At 69.7% G+C, this 24811-nt stretch carries 24 protein-coding genes and 1 pseudogene; 17 read left to right on the top strand and 8 right to left on the bottom strand.

Annotation, left to right across the window (positions count from 1 at the left end):
• Nucleotides 1-27: 27 nt before the first annotated feature.
• Nucleotides 28-1446 carry an MFS transporter gene (locus tag OG496_RS23210; RefSeq protein ID WP_405972262.1) on the bottom strand — a complete coding sequence of 473 codons (1419 nt, stop codon included), beginning with the start codon at nt 1444-1446 and terminating at the stop codon, nt 28-30.
• A gap of 68 nt (nt 1447-1514) precedes the next feature.
• On the opposite strand from OG496_RS23210, the gene OG496_RS23205 reads away from it, so the two are divergent.
• From OG496_RS23205 to OG496_RS23190, 4 genes are all read left to right on the top strand, one after another.
• Nucleotides 1515-2042, top strand: a complete 528-nt coding sequence (locus OG496_RS23205; RefSeq protein ID WP_405972261.1) for a winged helix-turn-helix transcriptional regulator — start codon at nt 1515-1517, stop codon at nt 2040-2042.
• A 49-nt stretch (nt 2043-2091) separates the two neighbouring features.
• Nucleotides 2092-2382 (top strand): DUF6412 domain-containing protein, encoded by a 291-nt coding sequence (locus OG496_RS23200; RefSeq protein ID WP_405972260.1) that lies wholly within the window; start codon nt 2092-2094, stop codon nt 2380-2382.
• A gap of 91 nt (nt 2383-2473) precedes the next feature.
• The gene (locus tag OG496_RS23195; protein WP_405972259.1) at nt 2474-3148 is read left to right on the top strand and encodes a YidC/Oxa1 family membrane protein insertase; all 675 of its coding nucleotides are present in this window, start codon (nt 2474-2476) and stop codon (nt 3146-3148) included.
• Between the two features lie 139 nt (nt 3149-3287).
• A complete protein-coding gene (locus OG496_RS23190; protein WP_399392018.1) occupies nt 3288-4145 on the top strand; it encodes a fumarylacetoacetate hydrolase family protein in 858 nt (285 codons plus the stop codon).
• A 104-nt stretch (nt 4146-4249) separates the two neighbouring features.
• On the opposite strand, the gene OG496_RS23185 is transcribed toward OG496_RS23190, so the two are convergent.
• The 3 genes from OG496_RS23185 to OG496_RS23175 all read right to left on the bottom strand — a co-directional run bounded on the left by OG496_RS23185 (nt 4250) and on the right by OG496_RS23175 (nt 6816).
• A complete protein-coding gene (locus tag OG496_RS23185) occupies nt 4250-5128 on the bottom strand; it encodes an LLM class F420-dependent oxidoreductase (RefSeq protein ID WP_405972258.1) in 879 nt (292 codons plus the stop codon).
• A gap of 87 nt (nt 5129-5215) precedes the next feature.
• Complete coding sequence (locus OG496_RS23180; protein WP_405972257.1) at nt 5216-5734, bottom strand: heme-degrading domain-containing protein; 519 nt, start codon at nt 5732-5734, stop codon at nt 5216-5218.
• Complete coding sequence (locus OG496_RS23175; RefSeq protein WP_405972256.1) at nt 5731-6816, bottom strand: Gfo/Idh/MocA family oxidoreductase; 1086 nt, start codon at nt 6814-6816, stop codon at nt 5731-5733. The genes OG496_RS23180 and OG496_RS23175 overlap by 4 nt, the downstream gene beginning before the upstream one ends.
• Here OG496_RS23175 and OG496_RS23170 point away from each other — a divergent pair.
• The 10 genes and pseudogenes from OG496_RS23170 to OG496_RS23125 all read left to right on the top strand — a co-directional run.
• A pseudogene (locus tag OG496_RS23170) lies at nt 6792-7193 on the top strand (hypothetical protein); the annotation flags it as partial. The gene OG496_RS23175 and the pseudogene OG496_RS23170 overlap by 25 nt on opposite strands.
• Nucleotides 7194-7463: 270 nt before the next feature.
• On the top strand, nt 7464-8579 hold the full coding sequence (locus OG496_RS23165; RefSeq protein WP_405976687.1) for an ROK family protein: 1116 nt from the start codon (nt 7464-7466) through the stop codon (nt 8577-8579).
• Between the two features lie 249 nt (nt 8580-8828).
• Nucleotides 8829-9656 carry a hypothetical protein gene (locus OG496_RS23160; RefSeq protein ID WP_405972255.1) on the top strand — a complete coding sequence of 276 codons (828 nt, stop codon included), beginning with the start codon at nt 8829-8831 and terminating at the stop codon, nt 9654-9656.
• A gap of 31 nt (nt 9657-9687) precedes the next feature.
• The gene (locus OG496_RS23155) at nt 9688-10443 is read left to right on the top strand and encodes a GntR family transcriptional regulator (RefSeq protein WP_366490579.1); all 756 of its coding nucleotides are present in this window, start codon (nt 9688-9690) and stop codon (nt 10441-10443) included.
• 131 nt (nt 10444-10574) lie between these two features.
• Nucleotides 10575-11699: a TIGR03364 family FAD-dependent oxidoreductase gene (locus OG496_RS23150; RefSeq protein ID WP_405972254.1), complete on the top strand. Its 1125-nt coding sequence runs from the start codon at nt 10575-10577 to the stop codon at nt 11697-11699.
• Between the two features lie 17 nt (nt 11700-11716).
• Entirely contained in the window at nt 11717-12391 is a 675-nt protein-coding gene (locus OG496_RS23145; protein ID WP_405976686.1) for a phosphonatase-like hydrolase, read from the top strand.
• On the top strand, nt 12388-13434 hold the full coding sequence (locus OG496_RS23140; protein ID WP_405972253.1) for an ABC transporter ATP-binding protein: 1047 nt from the start codon (nt 12388-12390) through the stop codon (nt 13432-13434). Before OG496_RS23145 ends, OG496_RS23140 begins: the two co-directional genes overlap by 4 nt.
• Nucleotides 13427-14287: a 2-aminoethylphosphonate ABC transporter permease subunit gene (locus OG496_RS23135; protein WP_405972252.1), complete on the top strand. Its 861-nt coding sequence runs from the start codon at nt 13427-13429 to the stop codon at nt 14285-14287. The genes OG496_RS23140 and OG496_RS23135 overlap by 8 nt, the downstream gene beginning before the upstream one ends.
• On the top strand, nt 14274-15071 hold the full coding sequence (locus tag OG496_RS23130; RefSeq protein WP_405972251.1) for an ABC transporter permease: 798 nt from the start codon (nt 14274-14276) through the stop codon (nt 15069-15071). The genes OG496_RS23135 and OG496_RS23130 overlap by 14 nt, the downstream gene beginning before the upstream one ends.
• Nucleotides 15072-15128: 57 nt before the next feature.
• On the top strand, nt 15129-16184 hold the full coding sequence (locus OG496_RS23125) for a 2-aminoethylphosphonate ABC transporter substrate-binding protein (RefSeq protein WP_405972250.1): 1056 nt from the start codon (nt 15129-15131) through the stop codon (nt 16182-16184).
• Nucleotides 16185-16229: 45 nt separating this feature from the next.
• Here the strand turns inward: OG496_RS23125 and OG496_RS23120 are convergent, their stop codons facing one another.
• Entirely contained in the window at nt 16230-17009 is a 780-nt protein-coding gene (locus OG496_RS23120; protein WP_366432490.1) for an HAD-IIA family hydrolase, read from the bottom strand.
• Nucleotides 17010-17155: 146 nt separating this feature from the next.
• Between OG496_RS23120 and OG496_RS23115 the strand changes: the two genes are divergently transcribed.
• Together OG496_RS23115 and OG496_RS23110 are read left to right on the top strand one after the other, a co-directional pair.
• Nucleotides 17156-17701: a hypothetical protein gene (locus OG496_RS23115; protein WP_405972249.1), complete on the top strand. Its 546-nt coding sequence runs from the start codon at nt 17156-17158 to the stop codon at nt 17699-17701.
• 6 nt (nt 17702-17707) lie between these two features.
• Nucleotides 17708-18391: a class F sortase gene (locus tag OG496_RS23110; RefSeq protein ID WP_366490586.1), complete on the top strand. Its 684-nt coding sequence runs from the start codon at nt 17708-17710 to the stop codon at nt 18389-18391.
• A gap of 356 nt (nt 18392-18747) precedes the next feature.
• Here the strand turns inward: OG496_RS23110 and OG496_RS23105 are convergent, their stop codons facing one another.
• On the bottom strand, nt 18748-19506 hold the full coding sequence (locus tag OG496_RS23105; protein WP_405972248.1) for an ANTAR domain-containing protein: 759 nt from the start codon (nt 19504-19506) through the stop codon (nt 18748-18750).
• Between the two features lie 177 nt (nt 19507-19683).
• Here OG496_RS23105 and OG496_RS23100 point away from each other — a divergent pair, with 177 nt between their 5' ends.
• Nucleotides 19684-20715, top strand: coding sequence for a glycoside hydrolase family 6 protein (locus tag OG496_RS23100; RefSeq protein ID WP_405972247.1), 1032 nt, complete (start codon nt 19684-19686; stop codon nt 20713-20715).
• A gap of 90 nt (nt 20716-20805) precedes the next feature.
• On the opposite strand, the gene OG496_RS23095 is transcribed toward OG496_RS23100, so the two are convergent.
• Nucleotides 20806-22740, bottom strand: coding sequence for a galactose oxidase-like domain-containing protein (locus OG496_RS23095; protein ID WP_399391994.1), 1935 nt, complete (start codon nt 22738-22740; stop codon nt 20806-20808).
• Nucleotides 22737-24692 carry a glycosyltransferase family 2 protein gene (locus OG496_RS23090; RefSeq protein ID WP_405972246.1) on the bottom strand — a complete coding sequence of 652 codons (1956 nt, stop codon included), beginning with the start codon at nt 24690-24692 and terminating at the stop codon, nt 22737-22739. Before OG496_RS23090 ends, OG496_RS23095 begins: the two co-directional genes overlap by 4 nt.
• Nucleotides 24693-24811: the final 119 nt, after the last annotated feature.

Here is a 24811-nt window from a genome sequence, read left to right as displayed (position 1 = left end):
CATAAGACCCGTGCCCCCAAGGGGAGTTCACGCCCGCTCCCGCAACACCGCCACGCTCACCGCAGCCACCACGGCGAGCCCCGCCGACACCACCATCGCGATGTCCGCACCGCGGGCGAGACCGCCGCCCGCCGACGTGGCGATCGCGATCGTCAGAGCGACCCCCGCGCAGGAACCGATGTACCGGAACGTCTGCTGCGCGCCGGAACCCATCGCGGCCCGGGCCGCCGGTACGGACTCCACGGACAGCAGGGGCAGCGCGGCGTTCAGCAGGCCGCTGCCCACGCCCGCGATCACCAGTCCCGGCAGCAGCCGTAGCCAGGAACCGGAGTCCAGCGCCCCCAGCATCGTCAGGACGCCGGCCGCGTGGAGCAGGAAACCCAGGGCGAGTTGGTGCCGGGGCGAGACGCGGCCGGCGAGGCGGCGGGCCTGGAGGGCGACCGTGAAGGACAGGCCCGACCAGAGGAGGAACAGCCAGGCCGTGTCCATCGCGGACAGGCCCAGCGTCTGCTGCAGCAGCGCCGGCAGGAAGCTGAACAGGCCGATCACCGCGAAGCCCGTGAACAGGCCGCCCGCCGAGGAGGCCAGGAAGAGGCGGTGGCGCAGCAGGCTCAGGTCGATCATCGGGGTCGCGACCCGGCGCTCCACCAGCGCGAAGACGCCGACGAGCACCACGGCCGCCAGCGCCAGCAGGCCCACCGGCGCCCGCAGCCAGCCGTCGCGGCCCAGGGTGAGGGCGGCGACGAGGGCGACCAGGGCCAGACCGAAGGTGACCGCCCCGGCGAGGTCGGGGCGTCCGCCGCGCGGCGCGCGGGACTCGGACAGCGTACGGACGCCGAGGGCCGCCACGACCATCGCCGCCGCGCCGAGCACGACGTAGATCAGCCGCCAGTCCGGCATCGCGCCCGCGACCAGCGGGCCGACGGCTATGCCGCCGCTGACGAACGCGCCCCACACGCCGGTCGCGTGCAGGCGGCCGCGCGGGGTCGGGAAGGCGTGCACGATCAGGCCCAGGCTGCTGGCCAGCAGGGCCGCGCTGGACGCGCCCTGCGCGATCCGGGTCAGCGTGAACAGCCAGGTCGAGGACGTGAGTGCGGACAGGGCCGTGGTGATGCCCAGCGCGAAGGTGCCGGCGAGGAAGATCCGGCGGCGGCCGTAGTCGTCGGCGAGGCTGCCGGCGACCAGGAGCAGCGCGGCGAGGCCCAGCGGGGTGCCGTTCAGGAGCCAGGCCTGGGCGGAGAGCGGGGTGTGCAGAGCGGCGGCGATGTCGGGGAGCGTGACCATCGGCGCGGTGTACGTCATCAGCGCCACGGCGGTGGCCGCGCTGGTCAGGGCGAGGGTGGCGCGGGGATGCGGCACGCTCGGCTCGGGGACCCGGGATGTCTCGGGGGTCCTGGCGGCTGTGTCGGGAACCCCGGCGAGGGTTCGTTCACTGAACCTAGTCATGTGGAGCACCGTAGCACCTAAGGTTCGTTCATTGAACTTACTGTCGGAAAGTGGCTACAGTGGACCGCATGTCACTAGGCAAGGACTACGCGGGACAGGACTGCTCGATGGCCCGGGCGCTGGAGGTGGTCGGGGAGCGCTGGACGCTGCTCATCGTCCGGGACGCCCTCTACGGCGTACGGCGCTACAACGACTTCCTCGTCCACCTCGGCACCCCGCGCGCGGTCCTCGCCGCCCGCCTCCAGGCGCTCACCGCCGAGGGCATCCTCGAAAAACGCCGCTACCAGGAGTCACCGCCGCGCGACGAGTACGTCATCACCGAGCGCGGGATCGCCCTGTGGCCGGTGCTGCGCTCGCTCGGCCGGTGGCAGCGCGAGCAGTACGCCGAGACGCAGCTGCGCTACTTCCGGCACGCGGACTGCGGCACCGAACTCGGCTCCTACGGCGAGTGCCCCACCTGCGCCGTCGTCGTCCCCGTCGGGGATGTCATCATGGACCCGGGTCCCGGTCTCGATCAGGACCCGTCGGATCCGGTCAGCCGGGCGCTCCTCAAACCGAGGCGACTGCTCCAGCCGATCGAGCCGGATCCGGTATAACGACCGGAACGACCGGTACGAGAACGGCAGTTGAGGGAGGGGGCGGACCATGAACCAGCGCCGGGCGAGCGCCCTGCTGCTCCTCTTCCTGCTCCCGATCGTGCTGGTGGACACCGGCAGCCTGCCGGCCGCCGTCGCGCTCGCCGCGACCGGTACCGCCCTCGCCGTCTGCGCCCTCCTCACCGCGCGCAGCGCGCCCGCCGTCCCGCCCACCCGGGTCCGTACGGCCATCCGCGACCGCGCCCGCCGCACGGCGTTCCTGCCCCAGCGCGACCCCGACGCCTCGGGCCGCCCACGCCCCCGAGCCCCCGGACACCCCCTCCGGACGACCACCGCGTAGGCATTCCCAGAAGCCTTTTCCTGCCTCCGCGCGGGGTCGTCCCGTCGCCATGCCCACTCCCGGCACGACGAGACCCACGGAGGGCTCACCCATGTCCGTTTTCGCCGCCCTGGTCGACCAACTCGCCGACCTGCTCCACCCGTTGTTCGGCACGGCCGCGGCCGCCGCCGCGATCGTCCTGTTCACCGCTCTCGTACGACTCCTCGTGCATCCCCTGTCGCGGGCCGCGGCGCGCGGGCAGCAGGCGCGGGCCCAACTCCAGCCGCGGGTCGCCGAGTTGCGGAAGCGGTACGCGAAGCAGCCCGAGAAGCTGCAGAAGGCCGTACTCGAACTGCACGCCGAGGAGAAAGTGTCCCCGCTCTCCGGGATCCTGCCGAGCCTGCTCCAACTACCGGCGTTCTTCCTCCTCTACCGCCTGTTCTCCGGCGGCGGCGACGGCCTGCTCTCCCACCAGCTGTTCGCCGCACCGCTCGGCGGCCGCTGGGCCGACGCGCTCGCCGGGGACGGGATGTTCGGACCGGCCGGACTCGTCTACGTCGGGCTGTTCCTCGTCGTCGCCGCGGTCGCGACCTTCACCTACGTCCGCACCCGGCGCGCGGCCGCCGTCACCCCGACCGGCACCGGCACCGGCGCCCTCGGCAAGGTGCTGCCCCTCCTCTCCTACGGCACGCTGATCACCGTCGCTGTCGTGCCGCTCGCCGTCGCGCTGTACGTGGTGACCAGCGCGGCCTGGAGCGCCGTGGAACGGGCGGTTCTCTACACGTGACGGCAGCCTGACGGCTCGTGGTTACGGTCCAGTCCGTGAACCAGGTATTGCGGACTGGACCGTGAGCTTGGAGGATCGACCAGTCCTCCGATGGCTGCACCCATCGGTCGACCGTCCGCGATCGATGGAGATGGTGAACATGAAGCTGCTGCGAGTCGGTACGGCGGGGGCGGAGCGGCCCGCGCTGCTCGACGCCGAGGGGACCCTGCGGGACCTGTCCGGCATCGTCCCGGACATCGACGGGCCGCTGCTCGCCGACACCGCCGCGCTGGGCCGGATCCGGGCCGCGGCCGACGCCGGGGAGCTGCCGGCGCTGGACGCCGACGGGCTGCGGGTCGGGCCGCCGCTGGCACGGATCGGCAAGGTCGTGTGCATCGGGCTGAACTACCACGACCACGCCCGCGAGACCGGCGCCGAGCCGCCCGCCGAGCCGGTCATCTTCTTCAAGGCGGCGGACACGGTCGTCGGGCCGTACGACACGGTGCTGGTCCCTCGCAGGTCGGTGAAGACGGACTGGGAGGTCGAACTCGCCGTCGTCATCGGGCGTACGGCCCGTTATCTGGAGTCCCACGAGGAGGCGCTCGCGCATGTCGCGGGGTATGCGGTCGCGCATGACGTGTCCGAGCGGGAGTTCCAGATCGAGCGGGGCGGGACCTGGGACAAGGGGAAGAACTGCGAGACGTTCAACCCGCTCGGGCCGTGGCTGGTGACGGCGGACGAGGTTCCGGATCCGCAGGCCTTGTCGCTGCGGCTGTGGGTGAACGGGGAGTTGAAGCAGGACGGGACGACGGCCGAGCAGATCTTCCCGGTGGCTGAAGTGGTGCGGTATGTCAGCCAGTTCATGACCTTGTACCCCGGGGATGTCATCAATACCGGTACGCCGGCGGGGGTTGCTCTTGGGCAGCCTGAGCCGAAGCCGTTCTTGCGGGCCGGGGATGTCGTTGAGCTGGAGATCGCGGGGTTGGGCAAGCAGCGGCAGGAGTTCAAGGACGCCTGAGGGGTGGGGCTGCTCGTTGATCTGCGGGTGCGCGGCCGTTGTGGCTGGTCGCGCCCACGCGGTGGAGCCGCAAATCGATACAGCCCCGCGCCCCTGAAGAAGACTCACTTCAGTAGAGAGGCGAGCCTGCGCCATGCCTCTCGGGGGAGGTCTTCGCGCGCGTTGCCGTCCACGATCTGGAGGGCCACGTGGTCCGCGCCTGCCGCCACGAAGTCGTCGATGCGGGCGCGGATCCGGGTGTCGTCGCCCCATGCGAACACCGCGTCCACCAAGCGGTCGCTGCCGCCGTCCGCGAGGTCGGACTCGGTGAAGCCGTTGCGGAGGAAGTTGTTGGTGTAGTTGGGGAGGGTCAGGTACATGGCCAGGTAGTCGCGGGCCAGGGTGCGGGCCCGGGTCGGGTCCGTTTCCAGGACCACCTTCAACTCCGGGGCCAGCAGCGGGGTTTCGCCGAGGATGGCGCGGGCCTTGGCCGTGTGGTCGGGGGTGACCAGGTACGGGATCGAGCCGGCCGAGCGGTCGCGGGCCAGCTCCAGGGTCTTCGGGCCGAGGGCGGCCAGGAGGCGGCGGTCGGCGGGGACTCCGGCGGCGTCCAGGGCGTCCAGGTAGCTCACGAGTGCCGAGTACGGGCGGCGGTACTGGTCCGCCAGCTTGGCGTGGCTCACCCCGAGGCCGAGCAGGAAGCGGCCGGGGTGGGCCGCCTCCAACTCCGCGAAGCCCGCGGCGCTTTCGGCAGCGTCGTACTGCCAGATGCTCTGGATGCTGGTGCCGACGGCGAGCGTCGAGGTCGCCTCGACGAGCGGTACGGCGTGTTGCGCGGCGCTGCTGCCGCCCAACCAGACGGCGCCGTAACCGAGTTGCTCCAACTCGGCCGCCGCGTCGGCGAGTTCACTCCGCCGGGCCGGATCCTCGGTGCGCAGGCCCACACTCCAGATGCCGTACCGCCCGACCGTTTCCCTCAGCTTCTTCGGCGTATCGCTGCTCATCGCTGCTGTTCCCTCCGCTGTCGGACCTGGACCTGTGAGCCCTGTGGACAGTGCCAACCGGAGTCGGGCCCCGCTTAATCCCGTCGTTCAATCCCGTCGTTCGTCGTCCAGGAACTGCTCCAGTGCCGCCACCACGAACCGGTGATCCTGCAACTGCGGCAACCCGCTCACCGTCACCGTGCCGATCACGCCCACGCCCTCGACCCTGATGGGGAACGAGCCGCCGTGGGCCGCGTACTCGTCCGGGTCGAGGCGGGAGGAGTCCTCGAAGGTGCTGCCCTTGGCGCGGAAGCGGGTGCCGACCAGGTAGGAGGCGGCGCCGAAGCGCTCGACCACCCTGCGCTTGCGGTCGATCCACGCGTCGTTGTCGGGGGAGGAGCCCGGGAGTGCCGCGTGGAAGAGCTGCTGGCCGGCGCGCCGGATGTCGATGGCGACCGGGGCCTGGCTCTCGCGGGCCCGTTCCACGAGGAGCGAACCCAGTGCCCACGCGTCGTCGTAGGTGAAGCGCTGGAAGACCAAGTGCCGTTCCTGTGCTTCGAGTTCCTCCACCGTCGGGGTGATCTCGGGGGCGATCCGCTGGGTGATCGCGGGCTTGTTCTGGGTCACAGGGTCACCGTCACTCCGTCGCGGGCGCTGCGGCGCGCGGCTTCCAGTACGTCGAGGGTGGCGGCCGCCTCCAGGGCGGTCACCGGGTTGGGGGCGCCGTCACGGAGGGCGGCGGCGACGGCCGTGTAGTACGCGGGGTAGTCGCCGGGGACGGTCGGCTCGGGGCGGCCACCGCCGGTGAGCGGGGACTCTCCGGCGCCGACACGGCCGTAGAGGGACTCGGGTTCCTGGCCCCAGTTCTTCTCGGTGCCCGGGCGCTTGCCGTCGCGCAGGTCGGCCTCCTGGGGGTCGAGGCCGTACTTCACATAGCCCGCCTGGGAGCCCAACACCCGGAAACGCGGGCCCAGTTGAGCGGTCGTCGCGGAGACGTACAGGTGTGAGCGGACGCCGTTCGTGTGGGTCAGGGCGAAGAACGTGTCGTCGTCCGTCTCCGCGCCCGGGCGGCGGATGTCCGACTCGGCGTACACGGAGGCGACGGGGCCGAAGAGGGCCAGCGCCTGGTCCACGACGTGGCTGCCGAGGTCGTAGAGGAGACCTCCGATCTCTGCCGGGTCGCCGGACTCGCGCCAGCCGCCCTTGGGCTGCGGGCGCCAGCGCTCGAAACGCGACTCGAAGCGCCAGACGTCGCCCAGCTCGCCCTCGGCCAGCAGCTTGCGGAGGGTCAGGAAGTCGTTGTCCCAGCGGCGGTTCTGGAAGACGGAGAGGAGGAGGGAGTGTTCCTCGGCGAGGGCCGCCAGCTCGCGGGCCTCGGCTGCCGTGCCGGCGATCGGCTTGTCCACGACGACCGGGAGGCCGGCCTTGAGGGCGGTGGTCGCGAGGGCGACGTGCGTCTTGTTCGGGGACGCGATGACGATCAGGTCCAGGTCGTCGGCGCGGGCGAACAGTTCCTCGGCGGTCGCGGCCGTGCGGACGTCCGGGAACTCTGCGCGGGCCTGTTCCTGCCGCTCCGGGTTCGAGGTGACGACCGTGTCGAGGGCGAGGCCCTCGGTGGCGGCGATCAGCGGCGCGTGGAAGACGGAGCCGGCGAGGCCGTAGCCGACGAGGCCGACGCGGAGGGGTGTGCGAGTCGTGCGTCCAGTCATGCCCTCCACTTTCGCAACGCTGTTGCCAAAGTGCAAGTGGTGGGGACAATGGGGGTGTGGACAACAGTGCGCGGGGCGGGACGGCGGCGGGGGCGAGGGCTGAGGCTGGGTCGGGGGTTGGAGTCGGGGCGGGGATCGGTTCGGCGAGTGCGGACGGGGCCGGAGTGGGGATCGGTTCGGCGAGCGAGGCAAGGGTCGGGGCGGGGATCGGTTCGGCGAGCGCGGCAGGGGGCAGGTCGGGGGTCGGTCCGGTGGGGGCGAATCTGCTTGCCGTGCGCAGTCACAACGCCGCGCTGGTCCTCGACCTGCTGCGGACGGCCGGCGCGGACGGGATCAGCCGGCTCGAACTCGCCGACCGTACCGGGCTCACCCCGCAGGCCGTCAGCAAGATCACCGCCCGGTTGCGGGACTCCGGCCTGGTCGCGGAGGCGGGGCGGCGCGCGTCCACTGGCGGGAAACCGCGCACGGTGCTGAGGTTGGTGCCGGAGGCCGGGCATGCGGTGGGGGTGCATCTGGACCGGGACGAGCTGCGGGTGGTGCTCGTGGATCTCACCGGTGCGGTGGTGGGGGAGCGGGGGGCTTCGCTGGATCTGGGGGCGGGGGCCGGGGTTGTCGTGGAGGCGGTGGCTCGGGAGGTTGAGGGGTTGGTGGGGGGAGGGGGTGAGTGGGGCGGTGCGGGTTTGAGTGCGGGTGCCGGTGTTGGTGCCGATGTTGGATCGGAGGCTGCCGGTACCGGGGCTGCCGGTGCGGAGGGCGCGGGTGTCGAGCGCGGCGTCGCCGACTCCGGGCGTCCTGCGGGTTCCGGGTGCCTCGTCGACCCTGCCCGTTCCGCTGACGCCGCGCACCTCGCCGATCCTGCGCGCCTCGCTGACGCCGCGCGTCCCGCGAACCCGACGTCCGGGCGTCCCGCCGGTTCCGGAAGCCTTGCTGACCCTGCGCGTGTCGCTGATGCCGCGCGTCCCGCTGACCCGGTGCGTTCCGTGAACCTGGCATCCGCGCGCCTCGCTGACGCCGCGTGCCTCGCCGACCCCACGCGTCCTGCCGACCCCGCGCGTCCCGCGCACCCAGCATCCGCAGCGCAGCACACCCCCGTCACCGCCCACCTCCTCGGCGTCGGCGTAGCCCTACCCGGACCCCTCGATCACGCCCACGGCATCCTGCACCGGGTCACCGGGTTCCCCGAGTGGGACGGGTTTCCGTTGCGGGACGCGCTTGCTCGGCGGCTTGGGGTGCCTGTGGTCGTGGACAAGGACACGAACGCCGCCGCGCTAGGGCTGGCCGTCGGTGGGGAGGGCGGGGCGTTCGCCTATCTGCATCTCGGGACCGGGCTCGGTGCAGGGCTGGTGATCGGCGGGGGCGTGCACCGGGGGGCGCGGACCGGGGCGGGGGAGTTCGGGCATCAGGTGATCCAGCTGGACGGGCCGCCCTGCGACTGCGGGAACCGGGGCTGTATCGAGGCCCTGTGCCTGGCCGCCGTAGCGCGTGGTGATGTCGATGAGGCGGCGCGGGTGCTCGGTGCGGGCGCCGCGAATCTCGTGGGCCTGCTCGACATCGACCTCGTGCTGCTGGGCGGCCGTACCGTCGCCGCCGACCCGGAACCCTTCGTACGCGGAGTCGCCGCCGTCCTCGACGAACGCGCCCGGCGTGAGGGCGCCCGCGAGGCCGCCGTACCCGTACGGGTCGCCCCCGGCGGGGCGCGGGGCGTCGCGGAGGGGGCGGCGCAGTTGCTGCTGGGGCCGTTGTTCGGACGGGCGGACGGGTAGGCGGGCGGTGGTGGTCCGGGGAAGCGTCGCGCTTCCGTCGGACAAGGGTCCTGTCGCGGCCGTGCGAGGCATTCGCGCGGCGGACTGCCAGGCGGGGCGGTAGGTGGTCCGGAGAAGTGTGACACTTTCGCCGGATCTGTAACACTTCCGCCGAACAGGGGTCCCGCCGCGCCCGTTCGAGGCATTCGCCGCCCGCGCTCGGCACGGCACCCCCGATCGACAGAGCCCCTCCGGCACGCTCATGTGTTTATGCGACTGTCCCTGAGTCCGCGCACCCCACTGCGCACACCCCTGCCCCAGTTCCTACCCCTGTACCGGTCACTGTCCCGGTCCCGGTTCCTGTCCCTCTGCCTCGCCGCAGCCGCCCCCCTCCTCGTCACCGCCGCCCCACCGGCCCACGCGGCGGCGGCCGCCCCCGCCTGCGCCGCCCCCGACGCCCGCACCTTCCCCCTCACCACCCGCATCCACCACGGCCCCGACACCTACACGGCCGGCGGTGGATACGGCACCTGGTATCTCGACCTCACCAACACCACCACCCGCCGCTGCACCGCGATCCACCCGGTCGTCGTCCTCGTCGACCAACGGCGCGCCCTGAAACCGTCCCAGCCCAAGCTGGAGTTCTACGACGGCACCCGCCCGCGCCCCCACCCGGTCCACTTCGAGAAGACCGACGAGGCCGAACTCGTCGGCGCCTTCGACGACGGCTTCCCGGGTTTCACCGTCGACCCCGGCAAGACCCTCACGGTGAAGGTGCGCCTCGCGCTGGCCCCGGACGCCGTCGCGAACGAGATCACCGCCGACGCGGCCGTCGTACAACGGCATGCCGACGACGGGGACTGGATCGGCCAGTCGAACGACTACCGCTTCGACGTCGAGGCCGCCGACCCGGGATCCACCGCCCCCGTCACCTCTACGAGGACTCCCACGCCCGCCACCACCGCGCCCGCCGAGGACCTCTCGTTCACCGACGAACTCGCCAGCACCGGCATCGGCCCCGAACACCTCGTCCTCGCAGCCGTGTCCGTCCTCCTCGTCACCAGCGGTGCTCTGGTGCTGGCCCGGAGGCGCCGATAACCCGGGCCGCCACCTCTGCGACGATCTCCCCGTGGACTACCCGAACGACCAGGCCCCCGGCGCCCCCGTCCGCTCCGGCATCCCGGAGCACGGCCGCATCCCCAAGTACTACGCGGTCAAGGCTCAAATCGCCGTGCTCGTCGACGAGTTGGGGGAGGGCGGCCTGATCCCGACCGAGCGCGACCTCTCCGAGCGGTACGAGGTCGCCCGCGAGACCGTGCGGCAGGCGCTGCGCGAACTCGTGCTGGAGGGCAGGCTGCGCCGGCAGGGCCGCGGCACGGTCGTCGCGGGCCCCAAGCTGGAGCAGCCGCTGTCCCTGGCGAGCTACACCGAGGGGGTACGGCGGCAGGGGCGCACCCCGGGCCGCAGCCTCGTCACGCTCGACCGCTTCCCCTGCACCGACGCGCTCGCCGCCGAGACCGGGCTGACCCGCGGTGAACCCGTGTGGCACCTGGAGCGCGTCCTGCTCGCCGACGACGAGCGGGTCGGCCTCGAAAGCACCTATGTCTCCGTCGCGCGAGTCCCGCACCTGGACACGGACTTCGAGCCCGACTCCTCGTTCTACGGCTATCTGGGCGACCGCGGCATCCACTTCGGCGACGCCGACGAACGCATCGAGACCGTGCTCGCCACCCCGCGCGAGGCCCTCCTCATCGGCACCCCGCCCGCCCTCCCGATGCTGCTGATCCACCGCGTGTCACGGGACACGGAGGGCCGCCCGCTGGAACGGGTGCGGGGTCTGTACCGGGGCGACCGCTTCTCCTTCACGACGCACCACAGAGGCTGAGAACACCTCTGCCGTAGCCCCTTCGATTATCACGGATAGATAACGGGTCTAGCCCAAACGTGATAGGTCGTTCACGCTCTCGTTGGGAGCCGGACCTTTCCGGTTCCCGGATCCCGAGGAGCGTGGCCGTCGTGAGAGTGACAGTCGTCGGAGGCGGCGTGGTGGGCACCATGCACGCCTGGCAAGCAGTGGAACGCGGCCATGAGGTCGTACAGATCGAGCGCGAGGCGGAGGCTCGCGGCGCTTCGTTGCGCAACTTCGGGCAGATCTGGGTGAGTGGCCGCGCGGGCGGGGAGGAACTCGAAACCGCCCTGCGGGCGCGGGAGTTGTGGGAGGAGATCGGCGTCCGCGTCCCCGGACTCGGCTTCCGGGCCAACGGTTCGCTGACCCCCGTCCGGGGTGAGCGCGAACTCGCCGTCGCCGAGGCCGCCGTGGCGCGGGAGGACTCCGCGGCCCGCGGTTACAAGCTCCTCACCGCCACCGAGGCCCGCGCCGTGAACCCGGCCCTGCGCGGTGACTTCACCGCCGCCCTGTACTGCGAGCGGGACGCGGCCGTCGAACCCCGCACCGCCCAACTCGCCCTGCGCGCCGAGCTGTCGAAGTCCCCGAACTACACCTTCCTGCCGGGCCGCGAGGTCCGCGAGGTCGTCGGCGAGCACGCGGTGCGCGACGACCACGGGGACGTGCACGCCTCGGACGCGGTCGTGCTGTGCACGGGCGCCTGGCTCGGCGGACTCGTCCGCGAACTCGCCGGACCCGAACTCCCCGTCCGCCGCGTCCGGTTGCAGATGATGCAGACCGACCCGCTCGGCGAACCGCTCACCACGTCGATCGCCGACGCGGACAGCTTCCGCTACTACCCGGCCTACCGCGGCCAGGCCCTGGACCAACTCAACGCCGAGCAGCCGCAGTTGCCGACGGCCGCCGCGCACGCCATGCAACTCCTCATGGTGCAGCGCGCCGACGGCGGACTGACCATCGGCGACACCCACGAGTACGAGCACCCCTTCGCCTTCGACACCGCGGAGGCCCCCTACGACCATCTCGCCGAGGTCGTCGAGTCGTTCCTCGGCCGCCCCCTCCCGAAGATCCGCCGCCGCTGGGCCGGCGTGTACGCGCAGTGCACCGACCCCACCCGCGTCGTCCACCGCCAACAGGTGCGCGACGGCGTGTGGTTGGTCACCGGACCGGGCGGTCGCGGCATGACCTGCTCCCCGGCGATCGCCGAAACCACCGCGAACGAACTGGACTGGTGACCCCCGTGACCTCCCTCATGAACCGCACGACACCCGACATCCGTCTCGTCGTCCTCGACATGGCCGGCACCACCGTCGCCGACGGCGGCCTCGTCGAGGAGGCGTTCGCCGCTGCCGCCCGGCACCTGGGCGCCGAACCCGACTCGATGCTCGACTACGTCCGCGCCACCATGGGCGAGTCCAAGATCTCCGTCTTCCGCCACCTGTTCGGCGAGGAGTCGAAAGCCCAGGACGCCAACAAGGCCTTCGAGGCGGCGTACGCCGAACTCGTCGACGGCGGCCGGGTCGCCGCCCTCCCCGGCGCCCGCGAGACCATCGAATCGCTCAAGTCCCAAGGCCGTACGGTCGTGTTGACTACCGGCTTCGCCCGCACCACGCAGGACGCGATCCTGGCCGCGCTCGGCTGGCAGGACCTCGCCGACCTCACGCTGTGCCCCGCCGACGCCGGCGGCCGGGGACGACCGTACCCGGACATGGTCCTGACCGCCTTCCTGCGTACGGCGGTTGCGGATGACGTACGGCAGCTGGCCGTCGTAGGCGACACCTCGTACGACATGCTCAGCGGGGTTCGCGCGGGGGCGGGGCTGGTCGCCGGTGTCCTGACCGGCGCCCACGACGCGGACGCGCTGCGGGCGGCCGGGGCGACCCAAGTCCTGGACGGCGTAGGACAGTTGCCCGGAGTCCTCGCATGACCAACGGCATCCGCTTCGACTCCGTCACCGTCGCCTACGACGGCACGGTCGTCCTCGACGCCCTCGACCTCACCGTCGAACCCGGCGAGGTCATGGCGCTGCTCGGCCCGTCCGGCTCCGGCAAGACCACCGCTCTGCGGGCGGTCGCCGGGTTCGTACGGCCGGTGTCGGGGCGGGTGTTCCTCGGCGGCCGGGACGTCACGGACCTGCCGCCGTACCGGCGGGGCGTCGGGATGGTCGTCCAGCAGTACGCGCTCTTCCCGCATCTGCGCGTCGAGGACAACGTGGCGTTCGGACTCAGGGCGCGGAAGGTGCCGCGCGGGGAGATCCGTACCCGGGTCGCCGAGGCGCTGGAGATGGTCGGCATGGAGGAGTATGCCCGGCGCCATCCACGGGAGTTGTCCGGCGGGCAGCAGCAACGCGTCGCGATCGCACGGGCGTTGGCGATACGACCCGGGGTTCTTCTTCTCGACGAGCCCCTCTCCGCGCTCGACGCGCAGCTCCGGTCCGGGATGCTCGCCGAACTCGCCCGACTGCACCGGGAGTTGCCCGACGTCTCGATCCTCTACGTCACCCATGACCAGGTCGAGGCGCTGACTCTGGCCGACCGGATTGCCGTCATGGACCGGGCCCGGCTCCAGGAGTGCGGGACACCGCGGGAGTTGTACCGGGCGCCCAAGAGCGAGTTCACGGCGGGGTTCGTCGGGAGCGCGAATCTGTTGCCGGTGACTGTGGGGGAGCGGGGAGTGTTCTTCGGGGAGCGGCGGGTCGATGTGCGGGGGGTTGCGCCGGGGGCCGAGGCGACCTTGTGTGTACGGCCGCATCTGGTCGGGCTGGGGGAGGGACCCAATCAACTCGCGGGTGTCGTGCGGGAGATCCAGTGGCGCGGGGCCACTCACCGGCTTTACGTCGAGGTGGATGGGCAGCGGGTCATGGCTGACGTGCCGGAACTGAAGAAGCCGCCTGTGTATGGGGATGCGGTGACGTTGCATTTCGCGCCGGAGGATGCGGTGTTGCTGTCTGTTGGAGTTGGCGATGAGTGAGGCTGTTCGTTGGCCGCGGGCCGGTGGGGGCTGGTCGCGCCCACGCGGCGGTAGCCGCAAATCAGATACAGCCCCGCGCCCCTGGGGGGTTGCCCTGGCGCCTGTCGCATTGCTCGGGCTCTTCTTCCTCTACCCGCTCGCCCTCGTTGTTCAGCAGTCGTTCCAACCTGATGGCGGAGGCACCTCTCTCCAGCCCTACGCCGACGTCTTCGCCTCGGAGTTGTTCCGTACCGCCCTCTGGACCACCGTCTGGATCGCGGTCGTCTCGACCCTCGGATGCATGCTCCTCGGGTTCGTGCTCGCGCTGATCATCGCCTTCGTCCCCTTCCCCGGAGCCAAGACGGTCGCGCGGTTCATCGACGTCTACCTCTCCTTCCCCTCCTTCCTCATCACGCTCGCGTTGCTCTTCATCTACGGCACCACCGGGATCGTCGGTTCGTTCCAGTTCCTCGCGACGCCCTGGGGGGTGCTGCTCGCGGAGGTCACCTACTTCACGCCGTTCGTGATGCGGCCGTTGCTCGCCGCGTTCTCGCAGCTGGACACCTCGCAGTTGGAGGCGGCCAGTTCGCTCGGTGCGCGGGCGCCCCGGATCATCCGGCAGGTGATCCTGCCGGAGGCGCTGCCCGCGCTCGCCGCCGGCGGGAGTCTCGTGCTCGTCCTCTGTCTCAACGAGTTCGGGATCGTGCTGTTCACGGGCGCCAAAGGGGTCACGACCCTCCCCATGCTCGTCTACAGCAAGGCGATCCTGGAGTCGGACTACCCGGGCGCATGCGTCGTCGCCGTCGTCAACGTCCTTATATCCGTGGGGCTTTACGGCCTCTACCGGGTGGTGAGCCGTCGTGTTGGTGCATAGCCGCAAGGCGAAGTGGGCTGTGTGGCTGGTCTTCGCCGTCCTCTTCCTGCCCCTCTTCGCGCTGCCCCTCCTCGTCGTCCTCGGGGCATCCTTCGCCACCAACTGGTCCGGCGTGCTCCCCTCCGGATTCACCGCCTCCCACTACTCCGCTGCCACCCGGGGTGAGGCCCTCCAGGCGCTCACCACCAGCCTGGTCACCGCCCTGACCGCGAGCTTGCTGGCGCTCAGCATCGGGACCTGGGCCGCGCTCGCCGCAGCCGGGCTCAAGAAGCGTCAACGCAGGCTGCTGGACGCCCTGTTCGTGCTGCCGGTGGCCGTGCCGTCCGTCGTGGTCGGGCTCGCGATCCTGGTCGCGTTCTCCAAGCCGCCGATGCTGCTCAACGGCACCCGGTGGATCGTGATCCTCGCCCACACCGTGCTCGTGACCGCCTTCGCCTACCAGTCCGTGTCCGCGGCGATCGTCCGCCTCGACCCGGCCTACGAACAGGCCGCCGCCTCCCTGGGCGCCCGGCCGCTGTACGTCCTGTGGCGGATCCGGCTGCCGTTGCTGCTGCCCTCGCTCACCGCCGCCGTAGGACTCTGCTTCGCCCTGTCCATGGGCGAGTTGAGCGCCACGATGATGCTCTATCCGCCCGACTGGACCACGCTTCCGGTCCTCATCTACTCGGCCACCGACCGCGGCGCCCTGTTCGCCGGGTCCGCGCTCGCCGTGGTCCTGATGACGGCGACCCTGCTCGTCCTGCTCGTCGTCTCGCGGGTCCGCAACCGAGCCTCGTACCGCTGATCCTCAAGCATCTCCTCCACCTCAAACACCCTTGAAACGCCAGGAGTTGGCCTCGCCATGCCCAGAAACACGCTCAAGATCGCCGTAGCCGTATCGCTCTGTGTCACCCCGCTCCTCACCGCCTGCGGGGGCACCTCCGCCGCCTCCGACGCCAAGGTCGTCACCGTCTACAGCGCCGACGGACTCAAAGGAGAGAACGGCGACGGCTGGTACGACGAGATCTTCAAGGACTTCGAGAAGCAGACCGGCATCAAGGTCAAGTACGTGGAGGGCGGCTCCGGCGAGATGGTGCAGCGCGCCGTCCGCGAGAAGAGCAACCCACAGGCCGATGTCCTGGTCACTCTGCCGCCGTTCATCCAACAGGCCGACAGCAAGGGGCTGTTGCAGAAGTACACCCCGGCCGGTGCCGACCAGGTGAGCGGCGCCGACAAGGCCACCGACGGCACCTGGACCTCCGTCGTCAACAACTACTTCGGGTTCGTCTACAACAAGAAGCAGCTCAGCCAGGCCCCGACCACCTGGGACGAACTCCTCGACGGCAAGTACAAGAACAAGCTTCAGTACTCCACGCCCGGAGTCGCCGGCGACGGAACGGCCGTACTGATCAAGGCGATTCACGACTTCGGTGGCAAGGACCAGGCCCTCGCCTACCTCAAGAAGCTCCAGTCCAACAACGTCGGCCCGTCCGCCTCCACCGGCAAGCTCGCGCCCAAGGTCGACAAGGGTGAACTGCTCGTCGCCAACGGTGATGTGCAGATGAACTACGCCCAGTCCAAGACCATGCCGAACCTCGGCATCTGGTTCCCGGCGAAGCAGGGCGGCAGGCCCACCACCTTCGCCCTCCCGTACGCGGCCGGTCTCGTCACCAAGGCCCCGCACAGCGCCAACGGCAAGAAGCTCCTGGACTTCATGCTCGGCCTCAAGGCCCAGCAGCAGGTCAGCTCGATCGGCGGTGGCTTCAGCGCCCGCCAGGACGTCAAGGCCACCGACGCCAACGCGACCGCCCTGACCAAGCTCATGACCGGCGTCGAGATCTTCGAACCGGACTGGTCGGACATCGACAAGAACCTGACGTCGTACGTCGAGGACTGGCAGTCGGCGACCAACAGCTGATCACCCCTGGTCCGATCGGATCGGATCAGGTCAGATTAGTTCAGGTCAGATCAGGTCGACCAGGTCCGCGATGGACTCCACGACCGTCGTGGGCCGGTAGGGGTAACGCTCCACATCGCCCCTGGTCGTCAGCCCGGTGAGGACGAGGAAGGTCTCCATCCCGGCCTCCAGCCCGGCGAGGACGTCCGTGTCCATGCGGTCGCCGATCATGGCGCTGGTCTCCGAGTGCGCGCCGATGGTGTTGAGCGCCGACCGCATCATCAGCGGGTTCGGCTTGCCGACGAAGTAGGGCTCCTTGCCGGTCGCCTTGGTGATCAGCGCGGCCACGGAACCGGTGGCCGGCAGGGCGCCCTCGGGCGAGGGCCCGGTGTTGTCGGGGTTGGTCGCGATGAACCGGGCGCCGTCGTTGATCAGCCGGATCGCCTTGGTCAGGGCCTCGAAGGAGTAGGTGCGGGTCTCACCGAGGATCACGAAATCGGGGTCGGAGTCGGTCAGCACGTACCCCGCGTCGTGCAGTGCCGTCGTCAGCCCGGCCTCGCCGATCACGTAGGCGGTGCCGCCGGGGTGCTGGTTGTCCAGGAAGGCGGCGGTGGCCAGCGCCGAGGTCCAGATGTTCTCCACCGGCACGTCGAGACCGATCCGGTTCAGCCGGGCGTGCAGGTCACGCGCGGTGTAGATCGAGTTGTTGGTGAGGACCAGGAACGGACGCCCCTTCTCACGCAGCGTCTTGATGAACGCCTCCGCGCCGGGCACCGGGACGCCCTCGTGCATCAGCACCCCGTCCATGTCGGTGAGCCACGATTCGATGGGCTTGCGCTCTGTCATGGGTGGGCACTCCTGCGGTACGCGGGCATGTGAGGTGACCATGCTATGCACCTTCCGGCGCCGTCCCCCATACGGAGCAGCGGGGCGTGGCTGAGGATGCGGCCGTCCGCTGTGAGGAGGAGTCTCCAGATATCTGGAGGTTCACGATGGGTTCACTTAAAGTCACACTCTGTGCGGGTGTCGCGGTGGTCCTCGCGGCGCTCACCCCGACGGCGTACGCGGCGGACGGAGGCGGTGTCACGGTGACCCCCGCCTCCCCGGCCCCCGGCGCCGACGTAGCGCTGAAGATCAGCGGCTGTGCCGGTACGACGGGCTCGGCGGCGTCGGCCGCGTTCGTCGCCGACGCCAAGCTGGTCGGCGCGGCCGGCACCCTCGCCGGCGAGACCCGGGTCCGCACCTCGCTGGAACCGGGCAGCTACGACGTGAAGATCACCTGCGGGAGCGTGACGGTGAAGGGCGCGATCAAGGTCGTGGCGGACGGGTCCCAGTCGCCCTCGGCGCCCCCCTCCGCCCCCGCCTCGCCGGTCGCTCCCGTCCACGCGGGCGGCGGTGGTACGGCGCACCTCGCGGCCGTGGACGCGCGTGCGGCCGGTCCCGGTACCGCGCACGCGGTGGTCGGTCTGTTGCTGGCCGGTGTCGCCGCGGCGGCCGTGGCGCTGCGCAGCGCCCGCCGGAGCCGCAGGACGGGCTGACCGGCCATGTTCGATCACGACAGGCCCGCCGAGCACGAGCGTTCCTCCGGCACCGGGCGGCTGCTGACCGGGGTCGCCTGGGCCGTGCTGCTGCTCGGGCTCTGGCTGTGGGGGCAGGACCTGACCGACATCCGGCTGGGCATATCCGCGCCGACGACCGGTGACGTTGCGGCGGTTGGACGCCCCCCGGAGGCCGAACTCCCGCCCGCCGCAAAGCCGTTGGGGAACGCGCTGCCGCAGCGCATCGACATCCCCCAACTCGCCGTCCAGGCACCGGTGGTGGCCCGCGGCCTGGACACGCAGGGCGCGATCGACCCCCCGCCGTTCGACCAGGCGGGCGTGGTCGGCTGGTACGGGAACGGGGTGCGCCCCGGGGCCCCCGGGACCGCCCTGATGGTCGGGCACGTCGACACCGAGACCCGGCCCGCCGTCTTCTACAAGCTCAGCACCCTCCGCCCGGGCGGAACGATCCGGGTGATCCGCGACGACGGCAAGGTGGCCGAGTTCACCGTAGACGACGTCCGCGTCCTGACCCGCGCCCACTTCGACGCCCAACAGGCCTACGGCACACGGCAGTCGGGCCGCGCCGAACTCCGCCTCATCACCTGCGGCGGCACCTTCGACCGCGCCAGCCGCAGCTACACGGCGAACGTGGTCGTGTCCGCCTACCTCACCGGCACCGGACTCTGACAACCGGGCCCGGCCGACGACCTGCTCCCCCCTGAAGCCGCCGACCGGGCTGGTCCTCGACCGCACGCGCACGGGCTGCGGGAGTAACCCGGCGAACGATGCGGGAGGTCTGGAAAACCAGTGGTGGAAGGTGTGGACCGGGCCGGGGGCTGGGGCCGTTGAGAAAGACTCTAGAACTAATGAGCGTCCGGGCCTAGAGGGCGAATAACGCCATGTCTCACAGTGGTTGCTCGCTGTCATATGCGCTGGTCACTATCGATCCGCCAGGTCCCGCACGGACCTACGGACAAGCCCCTCGCAGACCTACGGACAAGTCCCACACAGATCTAGGACAAGTCCCGCACAGATCTACGGATCTACGGACTCGGGCGCAGGTCGGTGTCGTCCACGGCTCCTTCGATCACCGCCCGCGCGACCCGGTCCAGCGGCGTCCGGCGTCGCCGCGCGTGCCCGCGCAGCGCGATGAAGGCCTCGTCGGTACCGACGTGCCAGCGCTCGGCGAGGATCCCCTTGGCCTGCTCGATCCGGACCCGGCTAGACAGCGCCTCCTGCAACTGCCCTGCCAGGGAGCAGGATCGGGCGTAAGCGCGATGGTTCTGCAGTCCCAGAGCGGCCGCGTCGGCGAGTGCCTGCGCCACCTGCAACTCCGAACGCCAGTTGTCCGAGGCGCAGTTGGGCAGCGCCGGCGTGAACACGTTGAGCGCGCCGAGGAGAGCGTCCCGCCGCCGCACCGGCACCGCGAAGGTCGCCACGACGCCGTGCCGCAGGGCCTGTCCGGTGAACTCCGGCCAGCGGGCGGCCGCATGGGCCACGCTGATCGCCACCGGCGGAACGGGCCGCCCGGAGCCGTAACTCTCCAGACAGGGACCGCCGTTGCGCTGAGCGGCAAGCAGGTCGAGCGCCACCTCCTCCCGACCACCGCACGTACTCCCGCCCAGCGCCACCGCCTCACCATCGTCGATCAACACGATCCCGGCGGCCCAGGCGGACAGCAGCTCCACACAGTGATCGGCCAGCCGCCGCAGATAGTCCCCGGTGTCGAAGGTCTCCGTCAGAGTGTCGGCGGCCTCCACCAGCGCCGCGGCGAACCGGCCCTCCCGGGTCGTGTGGTGCATGACGGCCACCTTCTCCCTGCCCCGGAACCGAGCGCGCCGGGCAGACCCTAGGCCGCGCATCTACCCACAAGGGCGGAGGTGTAACAGCCCGCCGACAACACCCCTGGCGTTCTCGTGGGCGGCACGCCACGTATGTCACGATTGACCCTTGGATCGGTACAGCCAAGGGGGAGTTGGATGTACGGCAGCCAGGGGACCCCGGTCTCCTTCGGCACACGGACGTCGGCGCTGGTCCTGGGGGCGGCGCTGCTGATGGCGGGGTGCTCCTCCTCCGGGGACGGGGACAGGAAACCCGGCGCGGGAGCGAAGATCACCCAACAGCCCAAAGGAGCCGACCCGATCTGGGTCAACCCGGACACCAACGCGGCCCGCCAGGTGGCCACTTACGTCAAGGCGGGCAGGACGGCCGACGCCGAGCAGATCAGAAAGATCGCCGAGCAGCCGACCGGCGAGTGGATCGGCGCGGAGAACCCGAAGGCGGAGGCCCAGGGCTTCACCGAGGCCGCCGACCAGGCCGGCCGCACCGCCCTCCTGGTCCTCTACAACATCCCGCACCGCGACTGCGGCCAGTACTCCCAGGGCGGCGCGGGCGACGGCGACGCGTACCGAGCCTGGATCGACGCGGTGGCACAGGGTATCGCCGACCGCTCGGCGACGGTGATCCTGGAACCGGACGCCATCCTCCACCTGGTGGACGGCTGCACCCCCGCCCAATTCCAGGCGGAACGCTACGACTTGCTCGCCTACGCGGTCACCAAGCTCAAGTCCCTCACCCACACAAAGGTCTACCTGGACGCCGGAAACGCAGGCTGGGGCCACCCCGACGAGATCTACCAGCCCCTGGAGCGAGCGGGCCTGGCGAAGGCCGACGGCTTCGCGGTCAACGTGTCCAACTTCTACTCCACCCAGGACTCCATCACCTACGGCAAACAACTCTCGGCCAAGACCGCCAACAAACACTTCGTCATCGACACCAGCCGCAACGGCAACGGACCGTATACGGACGGCGACACAGACGAGAACTGGTGCAACCCGCCGGGCAGGGCCCTGGGCGAAACCCCCACAACAAAGACGGCGGACCCGCTCGTGGACGCCTACCTGTGGATCAAACGCCCAGGAGAATCAGACGGCACCTGCAAGGGCGGCCCCAAGGCGGGCGATTGGTGGCCAAGTTACGCCCTGAAACTGGCGCAAGCGTCAACTCCCTAAGGGGCGCGGGGCTGTATCGATTTGCGGCTCCGCCGCGTGGGCGCGACCAGCACGGCACTCCCCGCACCCAAAAGCCAACCCGCGGGAGCACTACGGCACCTTCACCCACACCGCCTTACTAGGCGTCCCCTGATCATCATCCACAAACAGCATGTACCACCCCGACTGCACCAGATTCCGATCCTTCGGCACAGTAACCGTGATCTTGTTCCCAGCCGTCTTGAAGTCCAGCGCGATGGACCGCTGATCAACATCCGTGACATGCGTGGACGCACTGGGCCGAATCAACCGCACCTTCTTGATCGAAGAGGCATGCTCCGAGGTGAACGTCCCTGACGCCCCCCGAGCAATGGACTCCGGTCCCCCGGAAAGATCCGGCCGAGAATCCCGGTAAAGATACGGCGGCGTATAGATCTCGATCCGCTGCTCAAAGACCCCCGGCTTCGTGTCCGCCTTGTCCGCATACAGCGGATTGGACCCGAAGAACATCAACCGCCCGTCCGGCAACAGAATCGACCCGGAGTGGTAGTTCCGCCCCACCAGCGGATCGGCGACCTCCTCGAAACTATTCGTGTCCGGGTGATAGAGCCGAGCCTGCAGGATGTCGGACTCACCACGCCCCCGATAATCCTCGGACCCACCCGACACAAGCACCGTGTCATCAGGCAGGATCGAGGTCTGCGGATACCGAGTCCCCTTCTCCAGCGAGGGCCCGTCCACGAACTTGGGATCGGCGTCCTTCAGATCGACGAGCCGGGTCTTGTTGGTGGACAACTTCGACTCACCAACGCCCCCACCCCCGATCACCATGTACTTCTCGTCCTGCGCCGGCGCCAACAACACGGTCGCCGAGGTCTCCAGCATGTTCGGAGCACTGAGCCCCGGCACCTTGGTGAACGCGTTGGTGTCGACGTCCCAAATACCCGGATCCCGCCCCACGTTGTCCGGCCCGTACCCCGCGTTGGACCCCGAGTAGAACAGCTTCCCGTTCTCCATCAGGAACAGCGCCGGATACGTGGGGAACTGCCGCTTCGTCGTCGTGTACGTCCACTTCTTCGTCGCCGGGTCGAAGATCTCGTTCTTCCCCGGCACCAACTGCCCGATGTCGTCGAGCCCGGAAACGCTGAGCACCTTTCCATCGCTCAACGTCGTCAGCGTCGGATACCACCGGGCCTCGTTCATCGGATCGACCTTGATGTACTTCTCGGCGACCGGATCGAACTCGTACGCGTTCTTGATCCCCTCGAAGTCCCGCTTGTCCAGCCCGAACTTGTTCCCGATGCCATACGTGTTGCGCTCGTCGGCACCGGTCAACCCCTGGATGCGGTAGTTGTCCTGGGTCCCGGTCTCGTACTTGGTGCCCTCCTTGGGCGCCTCGACGACGACCCGGGCGTAACCGGGGTTGTTCCGCAGGAACTTGCCGGTGCTCTTGTCGAACACCTTGGTCGCGCGCGGGATCAGGGTCGAGTCCGTAGAGACGAACGACTTACCGTTCGCCTTACCCGTGAACTTCGTGCCCTTGGGCAGCGTCATCGGCTTGTCGGGATTCTCGTTGTAGAGAATCATGACGCCACCCGCCTTCTTGACGTCACCCTTCAGCTTCTCGTACTTCTTGGTGCCGCCCGCGATGAGGATGTTGCCGTTGGCGAGCTGGGTGTGCCCCGTGCAGAACAGGTCGGCGGGAGTCGGGACCTTCTTGATGGTCCCCTTCACCGGATCCCAGATCCGCGACTCGAACTTCTTGGCGTTGAAGTTGTCCTGGTTGTTCCCCGAGCCCGCGACGAGCAGCACCTTCCCGGTGTGCAGCAGCACCGCGTGAATGGTGTCCTGCCGGTACTCCTTGGGGAACTGGACGATGTCCCAGTGCCCGTTGTCGGCTTTGTACTCGGGCTTGTTGATGACGTACTGGTGGTATCTCTCGGTCCCGAATCTGTACAGCCAGGGTCCGTTCATCCCGGCCAGGGCAAGTACGACCACCGTGCTGATCGCGAGTCGACGGGCACGGCGCCGGCCGGCTTCCTTCATTCCTTACGACCCCCCAGCCCACCGAGCGCGATCTGCATGGTCTGCTCACCGCTGTTCGAGGCCGCCCAACTGGGTTTCTGCTGAGGGCCATGCGCGACCGGCAACGCCTGCGGCGGCGGAACGGCGTCCTGAGGCTCGTCCGGGAGGACGGCGGACGGCCGCTTCTTCTCCTGCCGCAGCATGTACCGCCACGCCAGGATCGGCGACGCGGTGATCAGCAGGGCGACCGTGGCCCAGGTGATCATCGCCGGATGGGAGTGCCCGTTCTCGAACCCGGCCATCAGCGACCCGGCGAAGACCAGGATGAAGAACCAGTGCACCCGGAACGTCCCGAACAACGTGTCGGGGCTGGCCGAATCGCCCTTGGGCGTGACCACGAACTTGCTCTTGCGGCGCAGTACGGCGTCCAGCAGCGAGCGGGCGTATATCGGCGCCGACAGTGCCGACATCACCATGCCCGCGACCCCGCCCGACCCCTCCGGCTCGTGCGGGGAGACGTTGTGCCGCCGGTTCCAGATGTAGAGGCCGATCTGCAGCGCGGACGCGTTGCCGTAGAGCATCAGCCACACCGTCGGGTCGATGTTGACACCCGAGGCGCCCAGGCCCAGGAACAGCGCACAACTCAGCGCCGCCAGTATCCAGTTGAGGGCCGACATCGGGTAGAAGATGATCATCATGGTGTAGTTGAAGAACTTCCCCGGAGGCATCGAGAAGAAGCCCTTCCAGTACTGCTTGAGGATTGTCTCGTACGTCCCTCTGGACCACCGGAGCTGCTGCGTGAAGAAGTCCGTCCAGGCGCTGGGCCCTTCGCCGACCGCGAGCACGTCCGGCGTGTAGACCGACCTCCACTTCTTCCCAGTGACAGGGTTCTTGGCCCGGTGCATTTCGAATCCCGTGGCCATGTCCTCGGTGATCGAGTCGTACAGGCCGCCGATCTGCTGAAGTGCCTTGATCCGTACGGCATTTGACGTACCGACGAACATCGGCGAGCCGTAGCGGTTGCCCGCGCGCTGGATCAGGGCGTGGAAGAGGAACTGCTGCGACTCGGCGGCCTTGGTCACCGGGCCCTCGTAATTGCCGTACACCTGGGGGCCGATGACGAAGCCGACGTCCGGGTCGCGGAAGAAACCCAGCATCCGCTCCAGGTAGTTGGGCAGCGGCACGTGGTCGGTGTCGACGGAGGCGAAGTAGTCGTACTCGTCGCCGTGCGCCTCCAGCCAGGCGTTGTAGTTCCCGTGCTTGGTCTTTGCCCGGTGCGCGCCCTTGGGCTGGTTCCAGCGCTCAACTCCCTTGCGGGTGAAGTGATGTACGCCGAGCCGCCCGCACACCGCCTTGACCTCGGGGTCGTCGCCCTCGTCCAGCAGCCACACGTGAAGAAGCCCCCGGTGGCGCAGCCGTACGGCCGCCTCCAAGGTCTTGGTGACCATCTCCAGGGGTTCCTTGCCGGGCACGAACGTCGTGATGAACGCGACTCTCGTGCCGGTCTCCGGCACCACCGGGACCGGGTCGCGGGCGACCAGCGTGGCGTGCGCGTTGGACAGCACGTTCATGCAGCGGAAGAACTCGATCAGGCCGATCGCGACCAGCATCACGATGTCCAGCGCGGGCAGGAAGTCGTAGGCGGGATAGTCGCGTTGGGTCCAGTGCTCGGGCTGCATCAGCCAGCCGAGCAGGACCAGGGACAGCAGCGGCGCCGCGCTCAGCATGAGGGCGGCGCGCAGGCGGTGCGTCTCCTGCGACAGCAGCGACCGGTACTGGACCTTGTACGGCTTGCCCGGGTCGGGCTGCGTGAGGGGTCCCGCCAGGCGGCTGTAGTGCTCGTAGTCGTATCTCGGAAGTGTGCTCTTGATCCGGCGGAAGCTGCCGGTCCGGTGTCCCGGGATTCTGAGTTCGGTGGTTTGTGTCTGTGACGGGTCGAGGTCGTGCCGGGCGCCCGTCGGCGTCGACGTCATGAGTCATCCCCCCACACGCGAAAACGCGCGTGTCTGTTTGTCTCGGCCGCCCGCCGGCGTCCCCCTCGACCCTCGACGGGCGTGTCAGTGATGGCCGCGGTGACCACACAGTCCACTCA

The sequence above is a fragment of the Streptomyces sp. NBC_00988 genome (genome assembly GCF_045162645.1).
Lineage (GTDB): Bacteria > Actinomycetota > Actinomycetes > Streptomycetales > Streptomycetaceae > Streptomyces.
The sequence above is the reverse complement of the archived record's forward strand: the minus strand, read 5'-3'. Positions and strand labels throughout refer to the sequence as shown.

Excerpts from the sequence above, each read along its gene's own strand:
- OG496_RS23210 (WP_405972262.1), bottom strand. The coding sequence starts at position 1,446 with ATGACTAGGTTCAGTGAACGAACCCTCGCCGGGGTTCCCGACACAGCC.
- OG496_RS23205 (WP_405972261.1), top strand. The coding sequence starts at position 1,515 with ATGTCACTAGGCAAGGACTACGCGGGACAGGACTGCTCGATGGCCCGG.
- OG496_RS23200 (WP_405972260.1), top strand. The coding sequence starts at position 2,092 with ATGAACCAGCGCCGGGCGAGCGCCCTGCTGCTCCTCTTCCTGCTCCCG.
- OG496_RS23195 (WP_405972259.1), top strand. The coding sequence starts at position 2,474 with ATGTCCGTTTTCGCCGCCCTGGTCGACCAACTCGCCGACCTGCTCCAC.
- OG496_RS23190 (WP_399392018.1), top strand. The coding sequence starts at position 3,288 with ATGAAGCTGCTGCGAGTCGGTACGGCGGGGGCGGAGCGGCCCGCGCTG.
- OG496_RS23185 (WP_405972258.1), bottom strand. The coding sequence starts at position 5,128 with ATGAGCAGCGATACGCCGAAGAAGCTGAGGGAAACGGTCGGGCGGTAC.
- OG496_RS23175 (WP_405972256.1), bottom strand. The coding sequence starts at position 6,816 with ATGACTGGACGCACGACTCGCACACCCCTCCGCGTCGGCCTCGTCGGC.
- OG496_RS23160 (WP_405972255.1), top strand. The coding sequence starts at position 8,829 with ATGCGACTGTCCCTGAGTCCGCGCACCCCACTGCGCACACCCCTGCCC.
- OG496_RS23145 (WP_405976686.1), top strand. The coding sequence starts at position 11,717 with ATGAACCGCACGACACCCGACATCCGTCTCGTCGTCCTCGACATGGCC.
- OG496_RS23140 (WP_405972253.1), top strand. The coding sequence starts at position 12,388 with ATGACCAACGGCATCCGCTTCGACTCCGTCACCGTCGCCTACGACGGC.
- OG496_RS23135 (WP_405972252.1), top strand. The coding sequence starts at position 13,427 with ATGAGTGAGGCTGTTCGTTGGCCGCGGGCCGGTGGGGGCTGGTCGCGC.
- OG496_RS23125 (WP_405972250.1), top strand. The coding sequence starts at position 15,129 with ATGCCCAGAAACACGCTCAAGATCGCCGTAGCCGTATCGCTCTGTGTC.
- OG496_RS23120 (WP_366432490.1), bottom strand. The coding sequence starts at position 17,009 with ATGACAGAGCGCAAGCCCATCGAATCGTGGCTCACCGACATGGACGGG.
- OG496_RS23115 (WP_405972249.1), top strand. The coding sequence starts at position 17,156 with ATGGGTTCACTTAAAGTCACACTCTGTGCGGGTGTCGCGGTGGTCCTC.
- OG496_RS23110 (WP_366490586.1), top strand. The coding sequence starts at position 17,708 with ATGTTCGATCACGACAGGCCCGCCGAGCACGAGCGTTCCTCCGGCACC.
- OG496_RS23105 (WP_405972248.1), bottom strand. The coding sequence starts at position 19,506 with ATGCACCACACGACCCGGGAGGGCCGGTTCGCCGCGGCGCTGGTGGAG.
- OG496_RS23100 (WP_405972247.1), top strand. The coding sequence starts at position 19,684 with ATGTACGGCAGCCAGGGGACCCCGGTCTCCTTCGGCACACGGACGTCG.
- OG496_RS23095 (WP_399391994.1), bottom strand. The coding sequence starts at position 22,740 with ATGAAGGAAGCCGGCCGGCGCCGTGCCCGTCGACTCGCGATCAGCACG.
- OG496_RS23090 (WP_405972246.1), bottom strand. The coding sequence starts at position 24,692 with ATGACGTCGACGCCGACGGGCGCCCGGCACGACCTCGACCCGTCACAG.